This is a genomic window from Paracoccus zhouxuedongae (assembly GCF_041927815.1).
In the GTDB taxonomy this organism is placed as follows: Bacteria; Pseudomonadota; Alphaproteobacteria; order Rhodobacterales; family Rhodobacteraceae; genus Paracoccus.
On the sequence record NZ_JBHFHM010000010.1, the window covers coordinates 72824 to 93772 of the forward strand.

Annotated in this window: 22 protein-coding genes; 15 read left to right on the forward strand and 7 right to left on the reverse strand. The window is 67.6% G+C overall.

Features of this window, described 5'->3' with window-relative positions:
• Positions 1 to 53 precede the first annotated feature (53 nt).
• From ACEYYA_RS12325 to ACEYYA_RS12365, 9 genes are all read left to right on the forward strand, one after another.
• Positions 54 to 713, forward strand: coding sequence for a response regulator transcription factor (locus tag ACEYYA_RS12325; protein WP_374801059.1), 660 nt, complete (start codon positions 54 to 56; stop codon positions 711 to 713).
• A complete protein-coding gene (locus ACEYYA_RS12330) occupies positions 710 to 2059 on the forward strand; it encodes an ATP-binding protein (protein WP_374801061.1) in 1350 nt (449 codons plus the stop codon). Before ACEYYA_RS12325 ends, ACEYYA_RS12330 begins: the two co-directional genes overlap by 4 nt.
• 163 nt (positions 2060 to 2222) lie before the next feature.
• The gene (locus tag ACEYYA_RS12335; RefSeq protein WP_374801063.1) at positions 2223 to 2969 is read left to right on the forward strand and encodes a FadR/GntR family transcriptional regulator; all 747 of its coding nucleotides are present in this window, start codon (positions 2223 to 2225) and stop codon (positions 2967 to 2969) included.
• Positions 2959 to 3981 (forward strand): ABC transporter ATP-binding protein, encoded by a 1023-nt coding sequence (locus ACEYYA_RS12340; RefSeq protein WP_374801065.1) that lies wholly within the window; start codon positions 2959 to 2961, stop codon positions 3979 to 3981. The genes ACEYYA_RS12335 and ACEYYA_RS12340 overlap by 11 nt, the downstream gene beginning before the upstream one ends.
• Positions 3978 to 5075 carry an ABC transporter ATP-binding protein gene (locus tag ACEYYA_RS12345; RefSeq protein WP_374801067.1) on the forward strand — a complete coding sequence of 366 codons (1098 nt, stop codon included), beginning with the start codon at positions 3978 to 3980 and terminating at the stop codon, positions 5073 to 5075. Before ACEYYA_RS12340 ends, ACEYYA_RS12345 begins: the two co-directional genes overlap by 4 nt.
• 33 nt (positions 5076 to 5108) lie before the next feature.
• Entirely contained in the window at positions 5109 to 6614 is a 1506-nt protein-coding gene (locus tag ACEYYA_RS12350) for an ABC transporter substrate-binding protein (protein WP_374801069.1), read from the forward strand.
• A gap of 60 nt (positions 6615 to 6674) precedes the next feature.
• Positions 6675 to 7622, forward strand: coding sequence for an ABC transporter permease (locus tag ACEYYA_RS12355; protein ID WP_374801071.1), 948 nt, complete (start codon positions 6675 to 6677; stop codon positions 7620 to 7622).
• A complete protein-coding gene (locus tag ACEYYA_RS12360; RefSeq protein ID WP_374801073.1) occupies positions 7619 to 8509 on the forward strand; it encodes an ABC transporter permease in 891 nt (296 codons plus the stop codon). Before ACEYYA_RS12355 ends, ACEYYA_RS12360 begins: the two co-directional genes overlap by 4 nt.
• Positions 8510 to 8513: 4 nt before the next feature.
• Positions 8514 to 10268 carry a gamma-glutamyltransferase family protein gene (locus ACEYYA_RS12365; RefSeq protein ID WP_374801075.1) on the forward strand — a complete coding sequence of 585 codons (1755 nt, stop codon included), beginning with the start codon at positions 8514 to 8516 and terminating at the stop codon, positions 10266 to 10268.
• Here the strand turns inward: ACEYYA_RS12365 and ACEYYA_RS12370 are convergent.
• From ACEYYA_RS12370 to rpsF, 5 genes are all read right to left on the reverse strand, one after another.
• Positions 10265 to 11677 (reverse strand): YihY/virulence factor BrkB family protein, encoded by a 1413-nt coding sequence (locus tag ACEYYA_RS12370; protein ID WP_374801077.1) that lies wholly within the window; start codon positions 11675 to 11677, stop codon positions 10265 to 10267. The genes ACEYYA_RS12365 and ACEYYA_RS12370 overlap by 4 nt on opposite strands.
• An 83-nt stretch (positions 11678 to 11760) precedes the next feature.
• A complete protein-coding gene (locus tag ACEYYA_RS12375; RefSeq protein ID WP_374801078.1) occupies positions 11761 to 12828 on the reverse strand; it encodes a PQQ-dependent sugar dehydrogenase in 1068 nt (355 codons plus the stop codon).
• 142 nt (positions 12829 to 12970) lie between these two features.
• Positions 12971 to 13549 carry a 50S ribosomal protein L9 gene (rplI, locus tag ACEYYA_RS12380; RefSeq protein ID WP_374801080.1) on the reverse strand — a complete coding sequence of 193 codons (579 nt, stop codon included), beginning with the start codon at positions 13547 to 13549 and terminating at the stop codon, positions 12971 to 12973.
• 11 nt (positions 13550 to 13560) lie between these two features.
• Positions 13561 to 13788, reverse strand: coding sequence for a 30S ribosomal protein S18 (gene rpsR, locus ACEYYA_RS12385; protein ID WP_374801082.1), 228 nt, complete (start codon positions 13786 to 13788; stop codon positions 13561 to 13563).
• A 23-nt stretch (positions 13789 to 13811) separates the two neighbouring features.
• On the reverse strand, positions 13812 to 14231 hold the full coding sequence (rpsF, locus tag ACEYYA_RS12390) for a 30S ribosomal protein S6 (protein WP_374801084.1): 420 nt from the start codon (positions 14229 to 14231) through the stop codon (positions 13812 to 13814).
• A 202-nt stretch (positions 14232 to 14433) separates the two neighbouring features.
• Here rpsF and fabD point away from each other — a divergent pair, with 202 nt between their 5' ends.
• The 4 genes from fabD (at position 14434) to dps (ending at position 17139) form a co-directional block, all read left to right on the forward strand.
• On the forward strand, positions 14434 to 15363 hold the full coding sequence (fabD, locus tag ACEYYA_RS12395) for an ACP S-malonyltransferase (protein ID WP_374801086.1): 930 nt from the start codon (positions 14434 to 14436) through the stop codon (positions 15361 to 15363).
• Between the two features lie 61 nt (positions 15364 to 15424).
• A complete protein-coding gene (gene fabG / locus ACEYYA_RS12400) occupies positions 15425 to 16165 on the forward strand; it encodes a 3-oxoacyl-[acyl-carrier-protein] reductase (RefSeq protein WP_374801088.1) in 741 nt (246 codons plus the stop codon).
• Positions 16166 to 16304: 139 nt separating this feature from the next.
• On the forward strand, positions 16305 to 16538 hold the full coding sequence (locus ACEYYA_RS12405) for an acyl carrier protein (protein ID WP_374801090.1): 234 nt from the start codon (positions 16305 to 16307) through the stop codon (positions 16536 to 16538).
• Positions 16539 to 16665: 127 nt separating this feature from the next.
• The gene (gene dps, locus ACEYYA_RS12410; RefSeq protein WP_374801092.1) at positions 16666 to 17139 is read left to right on the forward strand and encodes a DNA starvation/stationary phase protection protein Dps; all 474 of its coding nucleotides are present in this window, start codon (positions 16666 to 16668) and stop codon (positions 17137 to 17139) included.
• On the opposite strand, the gene ACEYYA_RS12415 is transcribed toward dps, so the two are convergent.
• Both ACEYYA_RS12415 and ACEYYA_RS12420 read right to left on the reverse strand, forming a co-directional pair.
• On the reverse strand, positions 17078 to 17485 hold the full coding sequence (locus tag ACEYYA_RS12415; protein WP_374801094.1) for a hypothetical protein: 408 nt from the start codon (positions 17483 to 17485) through the stop codon (positions 17078 to 17080). The genes dps and ACEYYA_RS12415 overlap by 62 nt on opposite strands.
• Positions 17467 to 17613, reverse strand: a complete 147-nt coding sequence (locus ACEYYA_RS12420) for a hypothetical protein (RefSeq protein ID WP_374801096.1) — start codon at positions 17611 to 17613, stop codon at positions 17467 to 17469. The genes ACEYYA_RS12415 and ACEYYA_RS12420 overlap by 19 nt, the downstream gene beginning before the upstream one ends.
• A gap of 336 nt (positions 17614 to 17949) precedes the next feature.
• On the opposite strand from ACEYYA_RS12420, the gene fabF reads away from it, so the two are divergent.
• Together fabF and mltG are read left to right on the forward strand one after the other, a co-directional pair.
• Positions 17950 to 19212 carry a beta-ketoacyl-ACP synthase II gene (fabF, locus tag ACEYYA_RS12425; RefSeq protein WP_374801098.1) on the forward strand — a complete coding sequence of 421 codons (1263 nt, stop codon included), beginning with the start codon at positions 17950 to 17952 and terminating at the stop codon, positions 19210 to 19212.
• Positions 19212 to 20390, forward strand: coding sequence for an endolytic transglycosylase MltG (mltG, locus tag ACEYYA_RS12430; RefSeq protein ID WP_374801100.1), 1179 nt, complete (start codon positions 19212 to 19214; stop codon positions 20388 to 20390). The genes fabF and mltG overlap by 1 nt, the downstream gene beginning before the upstream one ends.
• The last annotated feature ends 559 nt before the right edge of the window (positions 20391 to 20949 follow it).

Consider the following 20949-nt stretch of genomic DNA (forward strand, 5'->3'; position numbering starts at 1 on the left):
CGCCACCGCATGCCCTTGACGAACCGCGCCCCCGCACCAACATGCCCGACAAGATGCGCATATTGCTGATCGAGGATGACAAGGTGCTGGGGGCTGCGGTGCGCGATCAGATCGCCGCCGATGGCCATTCGGTCGATTGGGCCGAGCGGCTGGAGGTCGCTGCCGATGCGCTTGCAGGCACCGCATTCGACCTTTTGCTGCTGGACCTGCTGCTGCCCGACGGGCGTGGCATCGCCTTTCTGCGCCACCTGCGCGGGCGCGGGAATATGACGCCGGTCATCATCCTGACCGCGCTGGATCAGATCAGCGACCGGATCGAGGGGCTGAACGCCGGCGCCGATGACTATCTGGTCAAGCCCTTCGATCTGGCCGAACTGTCGGCGCGCATCGGCTCGGTCCGGCGGCGCTATAGCGGCAATCCGAACCCGATCCTGCGCCACGGTCCGCTGGCCATCGACCTGGCCGCGCGCAGCATCCACCGCGACGGCCTGCCCATCACCCTGACCGCCCGCGAATGGGCCTTGTTCGAGGCCTTCCTGGCGCGCCCCGGCCAGCTTTTATCCAAAACCCAGCTTGAGGACCGCCTTTACGCCTTTGGCGCCGAGGTCGAAAGCAACGTGATCGAGGTCAACGTCAGCCGTCTGCGCAAGAAGCTGGGCGCGGGCATCATCCAGACCGAACGCGGGCTGGGCTACCGGCTGGGCCAGCCATGACGGCGGCGCGCCGTCCCCGCAGCCTGCAAGGCCGCCTGGCGCTATGGCTGGGGCTGGCGCTGACGGCGCTGTGGGTGCTGGCCGCCACGCTGTCCACGCTGATTGCCCGCGACGAGATCGAGGAGGTGTTCGACGCCGCGCTTCAGGAAACCGCGCAGCGCATCCTGCCGCTGGCTGCCGCCGGGATCCTGAACGGCGACACGCCGGGCCGCGGCCAGCGGATCACTGCGGCAGGCGGGCAGGACGAATATTTCACCTATATCCTGCGCGACAACCAGGACCGCATCCTGCTGCAATCCCATGCCGCCGAACCGGGCGATTTCCCGCCCTGGCCCGGCACCGGCTTCCAGACCACGGCGCGGCACCGGCTTTACAGCGAGACGGCGGCGCAAGGCACGATCCGCATCACCGTGGCCGAACCGCTGGATCACCGCGCCGAGGCCGCGCGCGAGATCCAGTTGGGGCTGTGGCTGCCGTTGCTGATCGTGCTGCCGGTGACGCTGATCGCCATCGTGCTGGCGGTGCGCGCCAGCCTCGCGCCGCTACGCGGGTTTCGTGACCTGCTGGCGGCGCGCGGCGCGCGTGATCTGCGCCCGGTCGATGATGCGGGCCTGCCGGCCGAGATCGTGCCGCTCGCGGGTACCGTCAACGGTCTGCTGGCGCGGCTGGATGCCGCCTTTGCCGCCGAACGCAGCTTTGCCGCCAATGCCGCGCATGAATTGCGCACCCCCTTGGCCGGGGCGATTGCCCAGGCGCAAAGGCTGCGCGTCGAGACCTCCGACAAGGCCGCCCGCAGCCGCGCCGAGGGGATCGAGGCGACGCTGAAACGCCTGACGCGGCTGTCCGACCGGCTGTTGCAATTGGCCCGTGCCGAGGGCGCGCGGATGCGCCGCGACAGTGCCACCGACCTGCGCCCGGTGGTGGCGCTGATCGTGCAGGATCTGACGCGCGGCGACGATCAGGGGCGCGTGCGGTTACAGATGCCCGATGGCCCGCTTGCCTCGGATCTCGACCCGGATGCGATGGCGATCGTCACGCGCAACCTGATCGAAAACGCCCTGCGCCACGGCCCGCCGGACGCGCCGGTGCAGGTCACGCTGGATGCCGACGGCGTGCTGAGCGTGGTCAATGACGGCCCGGTGGTGCCGCCCCAGTCGCTTGCGCGGCTGACCGAGCGCTTTGAACGTGGCAGCGATCAGGCCGGCGGCAGCGGGCTGGGGCTGGCCATCGTCTGCGCCATTGCCGACCGCAGCGGCGGCAGGTTCGACCTGCTGTCCCCCCGCGCAGGCGCCACCGAGGGATTCGAGGCGCGGTTTCGCATCCGCCCGCTGATCACGCCCGCTTGATCGGGACGTTATCGTCGATTTTGTGCCTGCCCCCCAATGCCCTGACCGCCGCAGTCGGCGGTTTTCGCGTTTTTTCAATCCCTTGCCGAAAAAGGGTTGCGCGACAGGGGTGAACCACTAATCTGAACCAATGCAAAGTGGTTCAGGGTGCCAGGTGTCATCAGTGGGACAGTTCACGCAAAACATGGTGACCGATGGCGGGGAAGGGGCGTCTGATGCGCCGCAGAACTCGGCCGAGGTGCTGGCCCGGATCCGGGCGATGCTGGCCGCGCGACCGGCCGGTCGGCTGCCGACCGAACGCGATCTGGCCGAACAGCTTGGCGCGGGCCGTCGCGCCATCCGCCGCGCGCTTGAAGTGCTTGAGGATGAGGGGCTGGTCTGGCGCAAGCATGGATCTGGCACCTATGCCGGGCCGCCGCCGGTGACCCGGACCATCGCCCATCCGCCCGCCGCCAGCCCGACCGCGCTGATCCAGATGATCGAGGCGCGGCTGGTCCTGGAACCCGACATCGCCCGTCTGGCCGCCCAGCGGATCGCCCCCGAGGCGCTGCGCCGGATGCGCCAATGCGCGGCCCGGATCGAGACCGCCGAGGATGTCGACAGCGCCGATCTGTGGGACAGCGCGCTGCACCGCGAAATCGCGGTGGCGGCGGGCAATCCGATCCTGCTGGCGCTGTTCGACCACCTGAACCTGTGGCGCCACGATGCCGGGATGCGCCGCATCCGGCTGCGCGCCCGCCGCCATGCCGGATCGGTGCGCCCGGTTCTGGACGAACACCGCCTGCTGCTGGATGCGATCGCGGCGGGTGATGAAGCCGGCGCGGCGCGCGCCATGCGCGATCATCTGCACAGCCTGCGGCGCGTATTCCTGACCTTCACCAGCGAGGAGACGACGCCCGATGACGGCTGACCGACCGACCCCCGATGCGCCGCCGGTGCTGGAATTGCGCGACCTGTCGATCCGGTTTCGCGGCCAGCCCATCGACCTGATTGATGGCGTCAGCCTGGCGATCCGGCCGGGACGCACGCTGGCGGTGGTGGGGGAATCGGGCTGCGGCAAGTCGGTCACCTCGCTGGCGGCGATGGGGCTGTTGCCGCGTCGCGCGGCCACCGTGACGCGCGGTCAGGTGCTGTTCAACGGCACCGACCTGCTGACCCAATCGCCCCGCCAGATCGAGGCGTTGCGCGGCAATCAGATGGCGATGATCTTTCAGGAGCCGATGACCAGCCTGAACCCGGTGTTCACCGTCGGTGAACAGGTGGCCGAGGCGGTGCGCCGCCATCGCCGCTGCACCCCGGCCGAGGCCCGCGACCGCGCGCTGGAAATGTTCCGCCGGGTCAGAATGCCCGCCGCCGAGAAGCGTCTGGATGATTACCCGCATCAGTTGTCGGGCGGGATGCGCCAGCGGGTGATGATCGCCATGGCCTTGGCCAATGACCCTGCGCTGCTGATCGCGGATGAGCCGACGACCGCGCTGGACGTCACCATCCAGGCGCAGATCCTGGATCTGATGCGTGAATTGCAGGACGAATACGGCACCGCGCTGATGATGATCACGCATGATCTGGGCGTGGTCGCGGAAATCGCGGACGAGGTGGCGGTGATGTATGCGGGCCGCGTGGTCGAAAGCGGCCCGGTCGAACGCATCTTCAACGAACCCCAGCACCCCTATACGCTGGGGCTGATGGGGTCGATGCCCGCGCTTGGCGGCCGCCAGCAGGGCGGCGCGCGGCTGATGACGATCCCCGGCGCGGTGCCGGTGCCCGAGGCGATGCCGCCCGGCTGCCGCTTTGCCAGCCGCTGCCCCTTTGCGATCCCCGATTGCGATGCCGGCCGCCCGGCCTGGGCTGATGACGGCGCGGGCCATGGCTGGGCCTGCCTGCGCGCGCCCCTGGAACTTCATGCAAGAGAGGTGGCATGAGCGACATCATCCTGAGCGCGCGCGGGCTGGAAAAGCGCTTTGAAATGGGCGGCGGGATGCTGTCGGCGCCGACCGTGATCCATGCCGTCAATGGCGTCGATCTGGATGTGCGCCAGGGCGAAACCTTTGCCATCGTGGGCGAATCCGGCTGCGGGAAATCGACGCTGGCGCGGCTTCTGTTGCGGCTGATCGACCCGTCGGCGGGCAGCATCCGCTATGACGGGCGCGACCTGACGGACTTGGGCGCGCAGCAGATGCGGGCGCTGCGGTCGCAGATGCAGTTCATCTTTCAAGACCCGTTTTCATCGCTGAACCCGCGCATGAGCGTCGAGACCATCGTCGGGGAACCCCTGATGCTGCACGCCCGTCTGTCGCGCCGCGAGCGCCGCGAGCGGGTGCGCGAGTTGCTGGAAAAGGTCGGGCTGCGCCCCGAACACGCCGACCGCTACCCGCATGAGTTCTCGGGCGGGCAGCGGCAGCGCATCTGCGTGGCGCGCGCGCTTGCCTCGGGTCCGAAGCTGCTGATCGGGGATGAGCCGGTCTCGGCGCTGGATGTTTCGGTCCAGGCGCAGATCGTCAACCTGCTTGAGGATCTGAAGCAGGATTTCGGCCTGACGCTGATCGTCATCGCGCATGATCTGGCGGTGATCCGGCACATGGCCGACCGGGTTGCGGTGATGTATCTGGGCGAGGTCGTGGAACTGGCGCCGACCGAGGATCTGTATACCAGCCCGCGCCATCCCTATACCCGCGCGCTGCTGGCGGCGATCCCGGTGCCGCAGCCCGCGCCGCGTGGGGCGGATGGCAAGGCGCAGCGCGCTGATGTCGATCATCTGGGCGGCGACATTCCATCGCCCGCGCGCCCGCCCATGGGCTGCAAGTTCCACACCCGCTGCCCCCATGCCACCGAGATCTGCGCCACCGAACGCCCGCGCCTGTCGGGTGAGGGCCACCAGACCGCCTGCCACCACTGGCAGGATCTGGCCCCGGTCGATCTGGCGACGCGGGCCGATGCCACCCGCAGCCCGACCGCCGAAGCGCGCTTTGCGATCTATCGCGCCGCCGCCGAGGCGCGCGCCACCAATACCACCTGACGACCGATTGATGACCCAAGGGAGAGAGAGACGATGACAATCCGCAACCCGCTGCTGGCCGCGATCCTGGCCAGTGCCATCGCCGCCCCCGCCTTTGCCGCAGACATGCGCATCGGCCTGAACGAAGACCCGGATTCGCTGGATCCGGCGCAGTCGCGGACCTTCGTGTCTTCGCTGGTGTATGAATCGCTCTGCAGCCGGCTGGTCAACACCAATGCCGATATGGAGATCATCCCCGAACTGGCGACAGCCTGGGAATGGTCCGAGGATGGCACCGCCTTGGTGCTGACCCTGCGCGAAGGCGTGACCCATCATGATGGCACCGCCTTTGACGCCGAAAGCGCGCGCCGGGTGCTGGAACGCAACCTGAACCTTCAGGAATCGCGGCGCAAATCCGAACTCGCCTCGGTCAAGTCGGTCGAGGCCACCGGCCCGCATCAGTTGACGATCCATCTGAAGGCCCCCGATGTCACGCTGCTGGCGCAACTGGCCCATCACGCCGGGCGCATGTATTCGCCCGATGCCGCCGAGGCGGCGGGCGCGGCCTTCGGGGCGAAGCCGGTCTGCTCGGGCCCCTACAAGTTCGCCGAACGGGTCGAGGGCAACCGCATCGTTCTGGAAAAGTTCGCCGATTACTGGGAGGCCGACCAGTATCACTATGACCGCGTGATCTATCTGCCGATCCCCGATGGCACCGTCCGGCTGGCCAATGTCCGCGCCGGTGATCTGGACATGACCGAGCGCACCCAGCCCTCGGACGTGCCGCAGATCCGCAATGACCCGCGTCTGCAATTGTTCGAGGTCGCCAATATCGGCTATCAGGGCATCACCGTGAATGTCGGCAACGGCGCCCGATCCGAAGGGCCGATGGGGTCGAACAAGCTGGTGCGCCAGGCGCTGTCCCATGCCATCGACCGCGAGGCGCTGAACCAGGTGGTGTTCGAGGGGCTGTATGTGCCGGGCAACCAATGGGCCGCGCCGGGGTCGTTCTGGTATGACGAAACCGACCCGGTGCCGCCGCGCGACATCGACAAGGCCAAGGCGCTGCTGGCCGAGGCCGGGATCGAGGGCCGCATCAGTGTCGAGATGCAGACTGGCAACGCGCCGCAGGCCCAGCAACAGGGCGCCGTCATTCAGGCCATGGCCGCCGAGGCCGGGATCGACATCACCCTGCGCCCGACCGAGTTCGCCACGCTCTTGGCCGAAAACGTCGCGGGCAATTTCGACATCTCGCAACAGGGCTGGTCGGGGCGCATCGACCCGGATGCCAACATCCATCCCTTCGTCTTTACCGGGGCCGCGAATAATGACGAACATTATTCCAACCCCGAGGTCGACCGCCTGCTGGCCGAGGCCCGCACCATCGCCGACCCCGAGGCCCGCAAGGCGCTGTATGACCAGACCCGTGCGATCCTGAAGGACGAACTGCCGCTGATCTATCTGTATCACATCAAGTATTTCTACACGATGCGGCAGGGGATCGAGGGCTTCCAGCCTTACCCGGACGGCATCATCCGCCTGCGCGGCGTGACCGGCTGATCTGTCCCATTCCCCGCCCGGCCGCATGACCGGGCGGGGACCAACGAAAGGCCGGCCCTGATGGCGCGTTACATTCTGAACCGTTTGCTGGTGGCGATTCCCACGCTGTTTCTGGTGACGGTCTTCGTCTTTCTGCTGACCAAGCTGTTGCCCGGCGATCCGCTGCTGGTGCTGGCGGGCGAGGATCGCGACCCCGAAACCATTGCCGCCCTGCGCGAGCAATACCGCATGAACGACCCGCTTCTGATGCAATACGGCTATTGGCTGGGTGATGTGCTGCGCGGCGATCTGGGCACGTCGCTGCGCACCGGTCTGCCGGTGACCGAGCTGATCGCCCAGAAGCTGCCGGTGACGATCCAGCTTGCGGTGATGTCGATGATCTTTGCTCTGCTGGTCGGCATCCCGGCCGGGGTGATCTCGGCGGTGCGCAAGGGCACCTTTGTTGATTACGCCGCCAATATCGTGGCGCTGTCGGGTCTGTCGGTGCCGAACTTCTGGCTGGGGATCATGATGATCCTGCTGTTTGCTGTGAACCTGGGCTGGCTGCCGGCCTCGGGCTATGTCGAGCCGTGGGTCGATCTGAAGCGCAGCTTCCTGACCATGCTGATGCCTGCCGTGGTGCTGGGCACCGCGATCGCGGGCACGCTGATGCGCCACACGCGATCGGCCATGCTGGGGGTGTTGCAGGCCGATTACGTCCGCACCGCCCGCGCCAAGGGGCTGCGCGAAGGCACCGTGGTGCGCCGCCATGCGTTTCGCAACGCGCTGCTGCCGGTGGTCACGCTGTCGGCGCTTTTGTTTGGCGAATTGCTGGCGGGGGCGGTGCTGACCGAACAGATCTTCACCATCCCCGGCTTTGGCAAGATGATCGTCGATGCGGTCTTTACCCGCGATTACGCGGTGGTCCAGGGCGTCGTGCTGGTGACGGCGACGATGTTCATTCTGATCAACCTGTTGGCCGATGTCCTGTATGTCGTGCTGAACCCGCGCATGAGGACGAACCTGTGAGCGATGCAACCGCTGTGAACCCTGCCGCCACGACCGACGGCCTGGCGCCGCGGCGCCGCAACCGCGCCCTTGCCAAGTTCCGCGCCAACCGTTCGGCACTGGTCGGCGGCATCTTCGTGCTGACCTTTGTCGTGCTGGCGGCTCTGGCGCCGATCCTGCCGATTGCCGATCCGATCGCAACCGACTGGGGGGCGATCCGCAAGGCGCCCTCGGCCCAGCACTGGCTGGGCACCGACGAGATCGGCCGCGATATCCTGTCGCGGATGATCTGGGGGGCGCGGGCCTCGCTGATGGCGGGGGTGATCTCGGTCGCCATCGCTTTGGCGGTCGGCGTGCCCTTGGGGCTGATCGCGGGCTATTTCGGCGGCTGGATCGACCAGATCATCGCGCGCATGACTGATGCGCTGCTGGCAATGCCGTTCCTGATCATGGCCATCGCGCTTGCCGCCTTTCTGGGGCCGTCGCTGACCAATGCGATGATCGCCATCGGCCTGTCGGCGGTGCCAGTCTTCATCCGGCTGACGCGCGGCCAGGTGCTGTCGGTCAAGACCGAGGATTATGTCGAGGGCGCCCGCGCCATTGGCCTGGGCCATCTGCGGATCATGACCCATTACATCCTGCCCAACGTGATCCCGCCGATCGTCGTGCAATCGACGCTGACCATCGCCACCGCGATCATCGCCGAGGCCTCGCTGTCGTTCCTGGGCCTGGGTCAGCAACCGCCCGCCGCAAGCTGGGGCACGATGCTGGCCAGTGCCAAGAACTTTCTGGAACAGGCACCGTGGATGGCGATCTGGCCGGGCGGGGCGATCTTTCTGGTGGTGATGGGCTTCAACCTTCTGGGCGACGGGCTGCGCGATGCGCTGGACCCGCGCGATCACGGGTAGTGCGATGATCAAGGGACGTTTCGGCGTGGTCGCGGCCACGCATGAACTGGGCGCAAAGGCCGGCATAGCGATGCTGGAGCAGGGCGGCAATGCGGTCGATGCCGCCGTCGCCACCGGCCTCGCCTTGCAGGTGGTCGAGCCGCATCTGAACGGTCCGGGCGGCGATCTGCCCGCGATCCTTCAGCGGGGCGATGATGTGCAGGTGCTGTGCGCGCAAGGCCCCGCGCCTGAGGGCGCGAGCATCGCCCATTACCGCGACCAGGGTCTGTCGCTGATCCCCGGCGACGGGCTGTTGGCAACCGTCATCCCCGGCGCCTTCGACGGCTGGATGCTGATGCTGCGCGATCACGGCACGCTGGATCTGGCCACGGTGATGGAACCCGCGATCCATCTGGCGGATCAGGGCCACCCGATCCTGCCGCGCGCGGCCCAGGCCATTGCGGGGCTGGCCGATCACTTTCGCGCACATTGGCCGGGATCGGCGCAATGCTGGCTGCCGGGCGGCCAGCCGCCGCAGGGCGGGCAAACCTTTCGCAACCCGGTGCTGGCCGCGACCTGGCGGCGCATCCTGGACATCGCGGGCCAAGCCCCCACGCGCGAGGCCCGGATCGAGGCCGCGCGCGACGACTTTTATCGCGGCTTCGTCGCGGACCGCATCGATGCCTTCTGCCGCCAGCCCTTCATGGATGGATCAGGCGCGGCCCATGCCGGGGTTCTGTCAGCCGCCGATCTGGCCGGCTACGCCGCCCGGTGGGAGGCACCGGCCACGCTGGCCTTTCACGGCTGGCAGCTTGCCAAGGCCGGGCCGTGGTCGCAGGGGCCGCTGTTTCTGCAAGTGCTGGCGATGCTCGCCCGCGACGATCTGGCGGCGATGGACCCGCTTGGCCCGGATTACCTGCACCTGCTGGCCGAGGCGATGAAACTGGCCTTTGCCGACCGCGAGATCTACTACGGCGATCCCGACCATGCCGATGTGCCGCTGGCAGGGCTGCTGTCACCCGACTATGCCGCCGCGCGCCGCGCGCTGATCGGTGACCGCGCCAGCCTTGATCTGCGCCCCGGCACGCTGCCCGGTTACGCGCAGCAGGTCACACGCGGCCTTGCGCTGATCGACCGGCTGTCGCGCCCCGAGGGCGGCGTCTATGAACCGACGATGGCGCATCTGGCCCCGCCGCGCGGCGATACCGTGCATCTGGACGCAATCGATCGCTGGGGCAATGTGGTCTCGGCCACGCCCTCGGGCGGGTGGCTGCAAAGCAGCCCGGTCATCCCCGACCTGGGCTTTTGCCTGAACAGCCGCGCGCAGATGTTCTGGCTGGCGGAGGGGCTGCCGACCTCGCTGGCGCCGGGGCGGCGGCCGCGCACCACGCTGACGCCCTCGCTGGCGCGTCATCAGGACGGCGCGAGCCTGGCCTTCGGCACGCCCGGTGGCGATCAGCAGGATCAATGGTGCCTGCAATTCTTCCTGCGCCACGCGGTGTTCGGGATGGATCTGCAAGCGGCGATGGATGCGCCGGTGCTGCATATCATGGATTTCCCATCCTCATTCTATCCGCGCACGCGCCAGCCCGGCCAGATCGTGATCGAGGATGACATGCCCGAAGCCACCATCGCGGGGCTGCGCGCGCGCGGCCATCAGGTCACCCTGATCCCGGCGAAAAGCGCCGCCCGCCTGACCGCGGCGCGACGCGAAGGCGACGGCAGCCTGTCCGCCGCCGCCACCATCCGCAGCGCGCAGGGCGCGGCAATGGGCCGTTAGGCAACCGTATCGGCACCATGCGCACCGCGCGCGCCCAGCGGCTTGTCGGGGCCGGTGGTGGTGTCGCGCGCGGTCTGGCGCTCGGTCTCGTGGTTCAGCTCGGCCCCGGCCAGGATGATCGTCGCCGACAGCCACATCCAGGTCATGAAACCGATGGCCGCGCCCAGGCTGCCATAGGTCTGGTTGTAATTGGCGAAGTTCGCCGCATACCACGAAAACAGCATCGAAAAGCCCATCAGCCCGATGGCGGCAACGATGGTGCCGGGCGCCGTCCAGGCAAAGCGCGCATCCTGCCGCGAGGGGCCAAAGCGGTATAGCGCGGCCAGCACGATCATCATCAGCACGAACACCAGCGGCCAGCGGCCCCAGGTCATCAGCGCCTCGGCCGAGGGCGAGAACGGCAGCCAGGCCAGCAGCGCCGGGATCACCGCGATCACACCGATCATGCCGATGATCAGCGCCATCGCCCCCAGCGTAAAGCCGAAAGCGGTTGCATTCAGCTTGAAGAAGCCGCGCTGTTCATGTTCGCCATAAGCGACGTTCAGCCCCTCGATCATCGCCTTCATGCCGCCATTGGCCGACCACAGCGCGACAGCCAGCGACACCAGCGATGCGATCCCAAGCGCAGTGCCGTCAGCGCTGCTGATCCGCTCGATCTGGCCGGTGATGATCTCAAGCCCGCCCTCGGGGACAAAGGCCGACAGCGCGTCGACATGGCCCGCGATGGTCGCCTGATCCGCGAACAGGCCATAGATCGAGACAAGCGCGGTGATCGCCGGAAACAAGGCCAGAAGCGCGAAAAAGGTGATGCCGCCGGCAAAGGTAATGACGCGGTCCTTGCCGATTTCGCGGGCGGTGCGCTTGAGCACGTCGAACCAGCCGCGCGCCGGGATTTCGGTCGGGCTGTCTGCGTCGATGCCGCGTCCGGGGCCGCTGCGCGCGCCTTCGGCGGTGTCGGGGGCGTCATCGGATTTATCGGTATCGGCCTTGCCCTTCAGCCCGGCCTTGGCCCTGTCCTTACCCGGATGGGTCAGCCGGTCGCCCGCGACGCGCGCCAGCATCGCCAGTTGCGTGCCGACAGGGGGGCGATCGACGGGCTGACCGCTGATCGCACCGATCATCCGGGCCTGCGCCTCATCGGTGATCCAGTCAAGGATGGCGGACCGGCGGGCAGGGGGGGCGTCGTCTTTCAGCGCGGCAAACCCCGCCGCCACGCCGCCGCCTGCGGCCAGCGTCGCCGCCGCACCGCCCAGCCGTTCCTCGACCCGCACGATCTTGTCGGCCGTCTCGGGGGCGCGGCGGGCGACCAGCACGCCAAGTGCTGCGGCACCCAGCCCCAGCAGGATCATCTTGCCGCGCGCGGCGTCATCCGGATCCGTGGCGTCGTCGCGCAGCGGCTGGTCGGTCATCATCGGCCCTTTCCGTGTCAGAGGGGCGAATGGATGCCCGTGTCAGTTCAGCTAACGCACGGGCGCGGCTTTGGTTTCCCGCCTTAACGCGTCAGTCGCCGCAGCGCGCCGTTGTCGGCATCCTCGATCACCCAGATCGCGCCATCGACGGTCTGCGCCACATCGCGGATCCGCGCGCCCATGTCATAGCGCGCAACCTCGGAGGCGCGGCCTTCCGCATCGGGCCGCACCCGGATCAGCGCCTGGCTGGCCAGCCCCCCGATCAGCAGGTCGCCCGCCCAGTCGGCAAAGACCGGGCCACCGACCTGGATCATCCCGGCGGGCGCGATCACCGGCGTCCAGTAAAGCGCCGGCGGCGCCAGATCGGGGCGCGTCGGGTGATCGGGGATCGGCCTGCCGTTGTAATGGTCGCCGTTCGAGACCTCGGGCCAGCCGTAATCGCGACCCTCGACGATCAGATTCAGCTCATCGCCGCCGCGCGGACCCATTTCATGCGACCAAAGTCGGCCTTGATCGTCAAAGACCAGACCGTAGGGGTTGCGATGGCCGCGTGACCAGACCTGCGGCACGCCCCCATCCGCATCAAAGCGCAGGATCACGCCACGCAGCGCATCCCCGCCCATCTCATCCGGGCGCATCCGGTCGCCGACGGTCAGGAACAGGTTGCCCGCGCCGTCAAAGGCCATCACCGCGCCGGGCTGACCGCCGCCGCCGGGCGGGGTCTGACGCCAGACTTCACGCAGATCCGCCAGACGCTCGCCCTCAAGCCGCGCCGAGAACAGCGCCAGATCGCCGCCCCGCGCCGCGCCCGGCACCACGGCGGTCAGCCGCAGGCTGCCATCGGGGGCAAGGGCAATGTCGTGCAGCCCGTTCTGGCCGCTGGCTTCGACCGTGGGCAGGCCGGTGATCTCGGTCTTGTCGCCCGCCGCGCTGACCCGCCACAGCCGCCCGCCGCGTTCCGTCACCAGAAAGCCGCCGTCAGGCAGCGGCAGGAGCGCCCAGGGAAAATCGAACCGCGCGATGATATCGGACGCGAAATCCGGTGCAACGGCTTGGTTGGCACCAGCGTTTTCCTGCGCGATCAAGGGATTGGGGGAAAGCCCAGCAGCCAGTGCCGCAATCAGCGCAATCAGGGGAAGGGGGCGGGTCATGATCAGTCCTTTCGCGGGTTGGCAGGGTGCGTCGGGGCGATTGTCTGGTGGCCGGCGGCCGAACCGGCCAAAGATCGAAGCTGCGCACAAAAGAAAACCGCGCCCGGTGGGCGCGGTTCCATGATCCTGGTTGACCGATCGATCAGGCCTGATCTTCGTCCTGACCGGCGGCGCCGATCTCGTCGAACAGTTCGGCGATCTCGAACTCGGCTTCGGCGTCAGCCTCGGCGGCGAGTTCCTGAATCGACTTGCCCGAGGCCTGAAGCTCGGCTTCCTCGGCCGAACGGGCGACGTTAAGGGTGATGGTCGCGTCCACCTCGGGGTGCAGCGAGACCGACACCTGGTGCAGGCCCAGATCCTTGATCGGGGCGATCAGGGCGAACTGCTTGCGGTCGACCTTGAAGCCGCCGGCCTCGGCCGCATCGGCGGCGTCACGCGGGCTGACCGAACCATACAGCGCACCACCATCCGAGGCAGAGCGGATCACCACGAAGACCTGACCGTCCAGCTTTTCAGCCAGGGCCTGAGCCTCTTTCTTGGTTTCCAGGTTGCGGGCTTCCAGCTCGGCCTTGCGGCCCTCGAACGCCTTGATATTGGCGTCGCTGGCGCGCAGCGCCTTGTTTTGCGGCAGCAGGAAGTTGCGGGCGTAGCCGTCCTTGACGGTCACGACATCGCCCATCTGGCCCAGCTTGGCCACGCGTTCCAGAAGAATGACTTGCATCTGTCTTCCCCTTATTTCACGGCGTAGGGCAGCAGGGCGAGGAAGCGGGCGCGCTTGATGGCGCGGGCCAGTTCACGCTGCTTCTTCGCCGACACGGCGGTGATGCGGGCGGGCACGATCTTGCCGCGTTCGCTGATGTAGCGCTGCAGCAGACGGGTGTCCTTGTAATCGATCGCGGGCGCGTTCTCACCCGAGAACGGGCAGACCTTGCGGCGACGGAAAAACGGTTTGTTGGCCATGTTTCAGATCCTTTCCGATGCGCTTAGCGACGCTCGCGGCGTTCGCCGCCACGGTCACCACGGTCACCACGGTCACCGCGATCACCACGGTCGCCGCGATCGCCACGGTCACCGCGCTCATCACGCTTTTGCATCTGCATCGAGGGGCCTTCCTCATGCGCATCGACCTTGATGGTCAGCACGCGCATCACATCGTCATGCAGGCGGGCCAGACGTTCCATTTCCTGAACGGCGGCCGACGGCGCGTCGGTGCGCAGATAGCCGTAATGGCCCTTGCGGTTCTTGTTGATCTTGTAGGCCATGGTCTTCACGCCCCAGTATTCACGATCAACGACCTTGCCGCCGTTGTCGGTCAAAACCGAGGAAAAGTGATCCATCAGGCCTTCGGCCTGCGCGTTGGACAGATCCTGACGCGCGATCAGCACATGCTCATAAAGCGGCATGTAAGCTCCTGTCGTCTCGGGCGCGCTTCATAGGCGGGTGACACCTTCCGCAACCCGCCACGAGAGGCTGCGCCGGTTTCGTGAAAGCGGAAGGATGCGGCCTTATAGCGGGAAACGCGGGCCGCGCAAGGCAAAACCGGGGTTTCTTGCGCAAGTCGCGGGGCGGCGCTAACAGGGTGGGGCACAATGACGGAGGGTCAAGATGAGCCGTGCTTTCGTGTTCCCGGGCCAGGGCGCCCAGACCATCGGCATGGGCCGGGCCTTGGCCGAGGCCTATCCGGCCGCGCGCGCGGTGTTCGATGAGGTCGACGAGGCCTTGGGCGAAAAGCTGTCGGCGCTGATCTGGGAGGGGGACGCCGAGACCCTGACGCTGACCGCCAATGCGCAACCGGCGCTGATGGCGACATCCATCGCCGCGATGCGCGCGCTTGAGGCCGAGGGTTACGCGGTCAGCGATGCCGCCTATGTCGCGGGGCATTCGCTGGGCGAATATTCGGCCTTGTGCGCGGCGGGGGCGCTAAGCCTGTGGGACACCGCGCGGCTGCTGCGCGTGCGCGGCCAAGCCATGCAAGAGGCGGTGCCGGTGGGCGAGGGCGCGATGGCCGCGATCCTCGGCCTCGATTTCGAGGCGGTCGACGCGATCGCGCGCGAGGCCGCGGGCGAGGATGTCGTGCAGGCCGCAAATGACAATGACCCCGCGCAGGTGGTGATTTCCGGCCACAAGGCCGCGGTCGAACGCGCCATGGCCCTGGCCAAGGAGCGCGGCGCCAAGCGCGCACTCGCGCTGCCGGTCTCGGCCCCGTTCCATTCGGCGCTGATGCAGCACGCTGCCGGGGTGATGGCCAACAGCCTGGCCGGGACCGAGATCCGCGATCCCGTCGTGCCGGTCGTCGCCAATGTCCGCGCCGAGGCGGTGGCCGAGCCGGGCCATATCCGCCGCCTGCTGGTCGAGCAGGTGACGGGTTCGGTCCGCTGGCGGGAATCGGTGATCTGGATGGCCGATCAGGGCGTGACCGAGTTCTGGGAAATCGGCGCGGGCAAGGCTTTGTCGGGGATGATCCGGCGGATCGCGCCCGATGCCGTGACCCGCGCCATCGGCACGCCCGAGGATATCGCGGCGCTGAAGGGCTGAGGGTGGACCGGGGCCTTGCCCCGGACCCCAGGATATTTGCACCAAAAAGAAAGGGATCGCGATGTTCGATCTGACGGGGAAGCGGGCGCTGGTGACGGGAGCCTCGGGCGGGATTGGCGGCGCGGTGGCGCGGGCCTTGCATCAGGCCGGGGCGGTGGTCGCGCTGTCGGGCACGCGGGCCGCGCCGCTGGAGGCTTTGGCCGCGGAACTGGGCGATCGCGCCCATGTGGTCACTGCCGATCTGGGCGATGCGCAGGCGGTGGCGGGGCTTGTCGCTGCGGCCGGTGAGGCGATGGGCGGGCCGGTCGACATTCTGGTGAACAATGCCGGCATCACCCGCGACAACCTGTTCATGCGCATGTCGGATGAGGAATGGGATCAGGTGCTGGCCGTCAATCTGGGCAGCGCCTTCCGGCTGTCGCGCGCCGCCTTGCGGTCGATGATGAAGGCCCGCTGGGGGCGGATCATCAGCGTCACCTCGGTCGTCGGCACCACCGGCAATGCGGGGCAGGGGAACTATGCCGCCGCCAAGGCCGGGCTGACCGGCATGACCAAAAGCCTGGCCGCCGAGGTCGCCAGCCGCGGCATCACCGTGAACTGCGTGGCCCCCGGTTTCATCGCCACGCCGATGACCGACAAGCTGACCGACGACCAGAAGGCGCGGATCAACACCCAGATCCCCGCCGGTCGCATGGGCACCCCCGAGGAGATCGCCGCGGCCGTGCTGTTCCTGGCCAGCCCCGAGGCGGGCTATGTGACCGGCGCCACGCTGCATGTGAATGGCGGCATGGCGATGGTGTGACGCCGCGTCACAGGCGGTGGGGCAAATGGCTTGCGCCTTCGCCGCACTGTGATATAGCCGTTCTGACCTCCGGGAGACCGGACGCCTCGCGTTTCGCGGGCATTTGACTGGGCATAAGCCCGCCAACTGAGGAAGAGACATGAGCGATATCGCTGATCGCGTGAAAAAGATCGTCGTCGAACATCTGGGCGTCGAAGAGGACAAGGTGACCGAATCCGCGTCCTTCATCGATGACCTGGGCGCCGACAGCCTGGACACCGTGGAACTGGTCATGGCCTTCGAAGAAGAGTTCGGCATCGAAATCCCCGATGACGCCGCCGAAAACATCCAGACCTTTGGCGATGCGGTGAAGTTCATCAGCGAAGCCGTCTGATCCATCCGGTCAGACCTTGAAGCGGCACCCCACGGGGTGCCGTTTTGCATTTCCGGGGCGGATTGTCGCGGCAGGAAACCGGCGCGGGGGCAGCCGCGTTGGGTGCGGTCACATGCAGGAGGTGCCGATGACCGTGAACCTGAAGGGGCTGAAGGACAACGCCCGCAAGACCTCGATTGCCACGCTGAACGCCTGTCTGGCCGATGCCATCGCCCTGGGGCTGGCGGTCAAGCAGGCGCATTGGAACGTCAAGGGGCGCAACTTCATCGCCGTGCATGAGCTGTTCGATTCGGTCCATGCCAATCTGCAAGCCCATATCGACATCATGGCCGAGCAGGTGCAGATCCTGGATGGCGTGGCGCTTGGCACGCTTGAGGTTGTGGGCAAGGCCAGCCGGATCGAGCCTTATCCGACCGACCTGACCAAGGCCGAGGACCACATCAAGGCCGTGTGCGATCGCCTGCGCGACCTGGGCGGTGCCCTGCGCGAGGCGATCGACACGGTGGATGAGGCGGGCGATGCCGATACGGCCGACATCTTCACCGCCGCCTCGCGCCAGGCCGACAAGGATCTGTGGTTCCTGTCGAGCCATCTGGATTAAGGCCAAGGTGCCGCGACAGAGCGGCGGCCAGCCACCAGATCGGCAACAGAACAAGGGGCGTGGCCGCGACACCGGCCGCGCCCCAGATCATTTTGGCGGCGGGTGCCTGCGGGATGGCAGCCAGCAGCCAGATGGCGGTGGGCAGCATCAGGGCAAGGCCCGTCAAGGTGCCCGGCAATGGGCGGCGCTGCGCAAGGCTTGCCACCGCCTGCATCGCCGCATTGGCGGCCAGGGCGGTGGCGATCATCACCATCAGCGGGCGGCCCTGACCGGGCGGCAAGATCAGGCCCAGGATCAGCGCCAGCGGGATCAGCAGGCTGACAAGGATCAGCGCAGCCGCCCGCACGCCGGGGTGGATGGCGGCAACAGCCGCCGCGTCAGATCGTTTTGCGGCAGATCGGGCCCGCCACCGCGCCATTCGGCAAGATTTTGCGCCCAGAAGGCCAGCACAAGGCTGATGGTCGCGGCCAGCATGGCGATGCCCCGTGGTGAAATGTCGGGCTAGGCTGGGGCAATCTTAAGCATATCTCAATCCGAATCGCGCAAGGTCAGCTTGGCGACAGGCGGCGGGTTGCCGGTTTTCACCTTTGCGAAAGGGGGGGCATCATCACAGAACAGGTTCAGCGCGTTGCGCGCATCGCGCCCCGCGTGTATCTCTGCCCTGAAAGGGCCTGTCCCGATGCGGTGTGCCGGATGGCGTGCCGCTTGGGCCGCCGGTGTTGTCGGGCTTGATCCGGCGGCGTGGCGTGGAACGGGCGTGCAGCAGCGGTCCGCACCGGACCACAGGCAAAGTCAGAAGGCGGAGGTGCCATGCGTCGGGTCGTTGTCACGGGATTGGGGATGGTCACGCCTTTGGCCTGCGGGGTCGAGGAAACCTGGTCGCGGCTGCTGGCCGGTCAGTCGGGCGCGGGGCCGATCACGCGGTTCGACGCGGAAAACGTGATCACCAAATATGCCTGCCAGATCCCCTATGGCGATGGCAGCGACGGCACCTTCAACCCCGACGACTGGATGGAGCCGAAGGATCGCCGCAAGGTCGACGACTTCATCCTGTATGGGATGGCTGCCGCCGATCAGGCGGTGCGCGACAGCGGCTGGCAACCTCAGGATGAGGAGGGGCGGCTGCGCACGGGCGTCATGATCGGGTCGGGGATCGGCGGGCTGACCTCGATTGCCGAAGCCGCCGTGCTGATCAAGGAAAAGGGGCCAAAGCGCGTCAGCCCCTTCTTCATCCCCGGCGCGCTGATCAACCTGGTCAGCGGTCAGGTCAGCATCCGCTTCGGCTTCAAGGGGCCGAACCATGCGGTCGTGACCGCCTGTTCGACCGGCGCCCATGCGATTGGCGACGCGGCGCGGCTGATCGCGCTTGGCGATGCCGATGTGATGGTGGCCGGTGGCGCCGAAAGCCCGATCAGCGAGATCGGCATTGCCGGGTTCAACGCCTGCAAGGCGCTGTCGACCAAACGCGCCGATGATCCGCAGGCCGCCAGCCGCCCCTGGGATGCCGACCGCGACGGTTTCGTCATGGGCGAGGGCGCGGGCGTCGTCGTGCTTGAGGAATATGAGCACGCCAAGGCGCGGGGCGCGAACATCTATGCCGAGGTGCTGGGCTATGGCCTGTCGGGCGACGCCTATCACATCACCGCCCCGTCCGAGGATGGCGACGGCGGCTTCCGCAGCATGTCGGCGGCGCTTGCGCGCGCGGGCATCGCGCCGGGTGATCTGGATTACATCAATGCGCATGGCACCTCGACCATGGCCGACACGATCGAACTGGGCGCGGTGGAACGGCTGCTGGGCCACCGGGCGGGCAGTGTCACCATGTCGTCGACCAAATCCAGCATCGGGCACCTTTTGGGCGCGGCCGGCGCGGTCGAGGCGATCTTCTGCGTGCTGGCGATCCGCGATCAGGTCGCGCCGCCGACGCTGAACCTGGATAACCCCGCCGTTGAAACGCCGATCGACCTGGCGCCCAAGGCGGCGGTGCGGCGCCGCATCGACCTGGCCTTGTCCAACAGCTTCGGCTTTGGCGGCACCAATGCCAGCCTGGTCCTTGGCAAGGTGCGCGGCTGATGTGGAAGCATATCGTTGCCAATTTCCTGACCGTGCTGATCGTGCTCTTGGTGGCCGTGGGCGGCGGCATCGCCTGGGCCAAGCGCAGCTATCAAGGCCCCGGTCCGCTGACCGAGGCGGTCTGCCTCCAGGTCGCGCCCGGATCGTCGTTGCGCAAGGTCGCAGATGATCTGGTCGAAAAGGGCGCGATCCGCTCGGCCTATCTGTTCCGCACCGGCGCCGATTACGAAGGGCGGGCGGGCGATGTGAAGTTCGGCTCGTTCCTGATCCGGCCTGGCGAATCGATGTCGGGGATTGTCGACACGATCACCGCCGGCGGCCCCTCGACCTGCGGCGCCGAGGTCTTGATGCGCATCGGCGTGCGCGCCAACCAGCTTGTCCTGCGCGAGGTTGATCCGGCCACCGGCCAGATCGTCGAACGTATCCGCATCAATCCCGCCACCGAGACCGCCCCCGAGGCGCTGAGCGAGGCGATCACGGGCGCCGACGCGCGGCTGCGCATCGCCATGGCCGAGGGCGTGACCAGTTGGCAGGTGGTGCAGGCGCTGAACGCCGCCGACTTCCTGAAGGGCGAGATCAAGGCGACCCCGCCCGAGGGCAGCCTGTCGCCCGATACCTATGAGGTCGCCCAGGGCGCCGACCGCGCCGCGCTGATCGCCGATATGACTGCGCGCCAGACCCGCAACCTGCAAGCCGCCTGGGACGCGCGCGCCGAAGGCCTGCCCTACAAGACGCCGGAGGAGGCGCTGATCATGGCCTCGCTGGTGGAAAAGGAAACCGGGGTGCCGACCGAGCGGCGTCAGGTCGCCGGGGTGTTCGTCAACCGTCTGGAAAAGGGCATGAAATTGCAGACCGACCCGGCGGTGATCTATGGCGTGACCAAGGGCGAGGGGATCCTGGATCGCGGTCTGCGGCGCAGCGAACTGACGACGCGCACGCCCTATAACACCTATGTCATCGACGGCCTGCCGCCGACCCCGATCGCCAACCCCGGCCGCGCCGCGATCGAGGCCGCGCTGAATCCCGACCCCACGGACTATCTGTATTTCGTCGCGGACGGCACCGGCGGCCACGCCTTTGCCACCACGCTTGAGCAGCACAACGCCAACGTCGCCCGCTGGCGCCAGATCGAGGCCGAACAGGCCCGGCAACAACAGGGCATGACCGGCGGCAACTGATCCGCCCGACGATCTGCGCGAAGGCCGTCCCGCTTGGGGCGGCCTTTGTCATGCGTGCTGTTGTGGGGTGGCAAAGGCTGTGCCGCTGCGCGGCGTTCACGCCGCGGGTGCCCAACATCGATTGCCCTTTGCCCTGCGCGCTGACGCCGCCGGTCGGGCTATCGTGCGAAGGGGGCTTGCGGGCGGACGCTCTCATCTGCGCCACGTCTCGGGCGTTGGATCACAGCGGCGCTTCGGATGGGCGCGGCGCAGACCTGCCGGGCCACGCCGCCGGTATGATGTGAATGGCGTCCCGCGTGCGGCGAAGCGGCCGGGTGGACCACCTTGCCCAGCCCGCTGGCTTGTGGCGGCTGTCGTCAATTGGCCCTCTCTTGGGCGTCGCGTGACAGCGGGTGTTCACAGGGGCGCGACACAGACCGGCCGGGCCAAGCCGCCGGTATGATGTGAATGGCGTCCCGCGTACGGCGAAGCGGTCGGGTGGGCCACCTTGCCCAGCCCGCTGGCTTGTGGCGGCTGTCGTCAATTGGCCCTCTCTTGGGCGTCGCGTGACAGCGGGTGT

Coding starts and splice junctions, on each gene's coding strand:
- ACEYYA_RS12365 (WP_374801075.1), top strand. CDS start 8,514: ATGATCAAGGGACGTTTCGGCGTGGTCGCGGCCACGCATGAACTGGGC.
- ACEYYA_RS12350 (WP_374801069.1), top strand. CDS start 5,109: ATGACAATCCGCAACCCGCTGCTGGCCGCGATCCTGGCCAGTGCCATC.
- ACEYYA_RS12375 (WP_374801078.1), bottom strand. CDS start 12,828: ATGACCCGCCCCCTTCCCCTGATTGCGCTGATTGCGGCACTGGCTGCT.
- ACEYYA_RS12370 (WP_374801077.1), bottom strand. CDS start 11,677: ATGACCGACCAGCCGCTGCGCGACGACGCCACGGATCCGGATGACGCC.
- ACEYYA_RS12345 (WP_374801067.1), top strand. CDS start 3,978: ATGAGCGACATCATCCTGAGCGCGCGCGGGCTGGAAAAGCGCTTTGAA.
- ACEYYA_RS12355 (WP_374801071.1), top strand. CDS start 6,675: ATGGCGCGTTACATTCTGAACCGTTTGCTGGTGGCGATTCCCACGCTG.
- fabG (WP_374801088.1), top strand. CDS start 15,425: ATGTTCGATCTGACGGGGAAGCGGGCGCTGGTGACGGGAGCCTCGGGC.
- mltG (WP_374801100.1), top strand. CDS start 19,212: ATGTGGAAGCATATCGTTGCCAATTTCCTGACCGTGCTGATCGTGCTC.
- fabF (WP_374801098.1), top strand. CDS start 17,950: ATGCGTCGGGTCGTTGTCACGGGATTGGGGATGGTCACGCCTTTGGCC.
- ACEYYA_RS12330 (WP_374801061.1), top strand. CDS start 710: ATGACGGCGGCGCGCCGTCCCCGCAGCCTGCAAGGCCGCCTGGCGCTA.
- ACEYYA_RS12405 (WP_374801090.1), top strand. CDS start 16,305: ATGAGCGATATCGCTGATCGCGTGAAAAAGATCGTCGTCGAACATCTG.
- rpsR (WP_374801082.1), bottom strand. CDS start 13,788: ATGGCCAACAAACCGTTTTTCCGTCGCCGCAAGGTCTGCCCGTTCTCG.
- fabD (WP_374801086.1), top strand. CDS start 14,434: ATGAGCCGTGCTTTCGTGTTCCCGGGCCAGGGCGCCCAGACCATCGGC.
- ACEYYA_RS12340 (WP_374801065.1), top strand. CDS start 2,959: ATGACGGCTGACCGACCGACCCCCGATGCGCCGCCGGTGCTGGAATTG.
- rplI (WP_374801080.1), bottom strand. CDS start 13,549: ATGCAAGTCATTCTTCTGGAACGCGTGGCCAAGCTGGGCCAGATGGGC.
- ACEYYA_RS12420 (WP_374801096.1), bottom strand. CDS start 17,613: ATGCTGGCCGCGACCATCAGCCTTGTGCTGGCCTTCTGGGCGCAAAAT.
- ACEYYA_RS12325 (WP_374801059.1), top strand. CDS start 54: ATGCGCATATTGCTGATCGAGGATGACAAGGTGCTGGGGGCTGCGGTG.
- dps (WP_374801092.1), top strand. CDS start 16,666: ATGACCGTGAACCTGAAGGGGCTGAAGGACAACGCCCGCAAGACCTCG.
- rpsF (WP_374801084.1), bottom strand. CDS start 14,231: ATGCCGCTTTATGAGCATGTGCTGATCGCGCGTCAGGATCTGTCCAAC.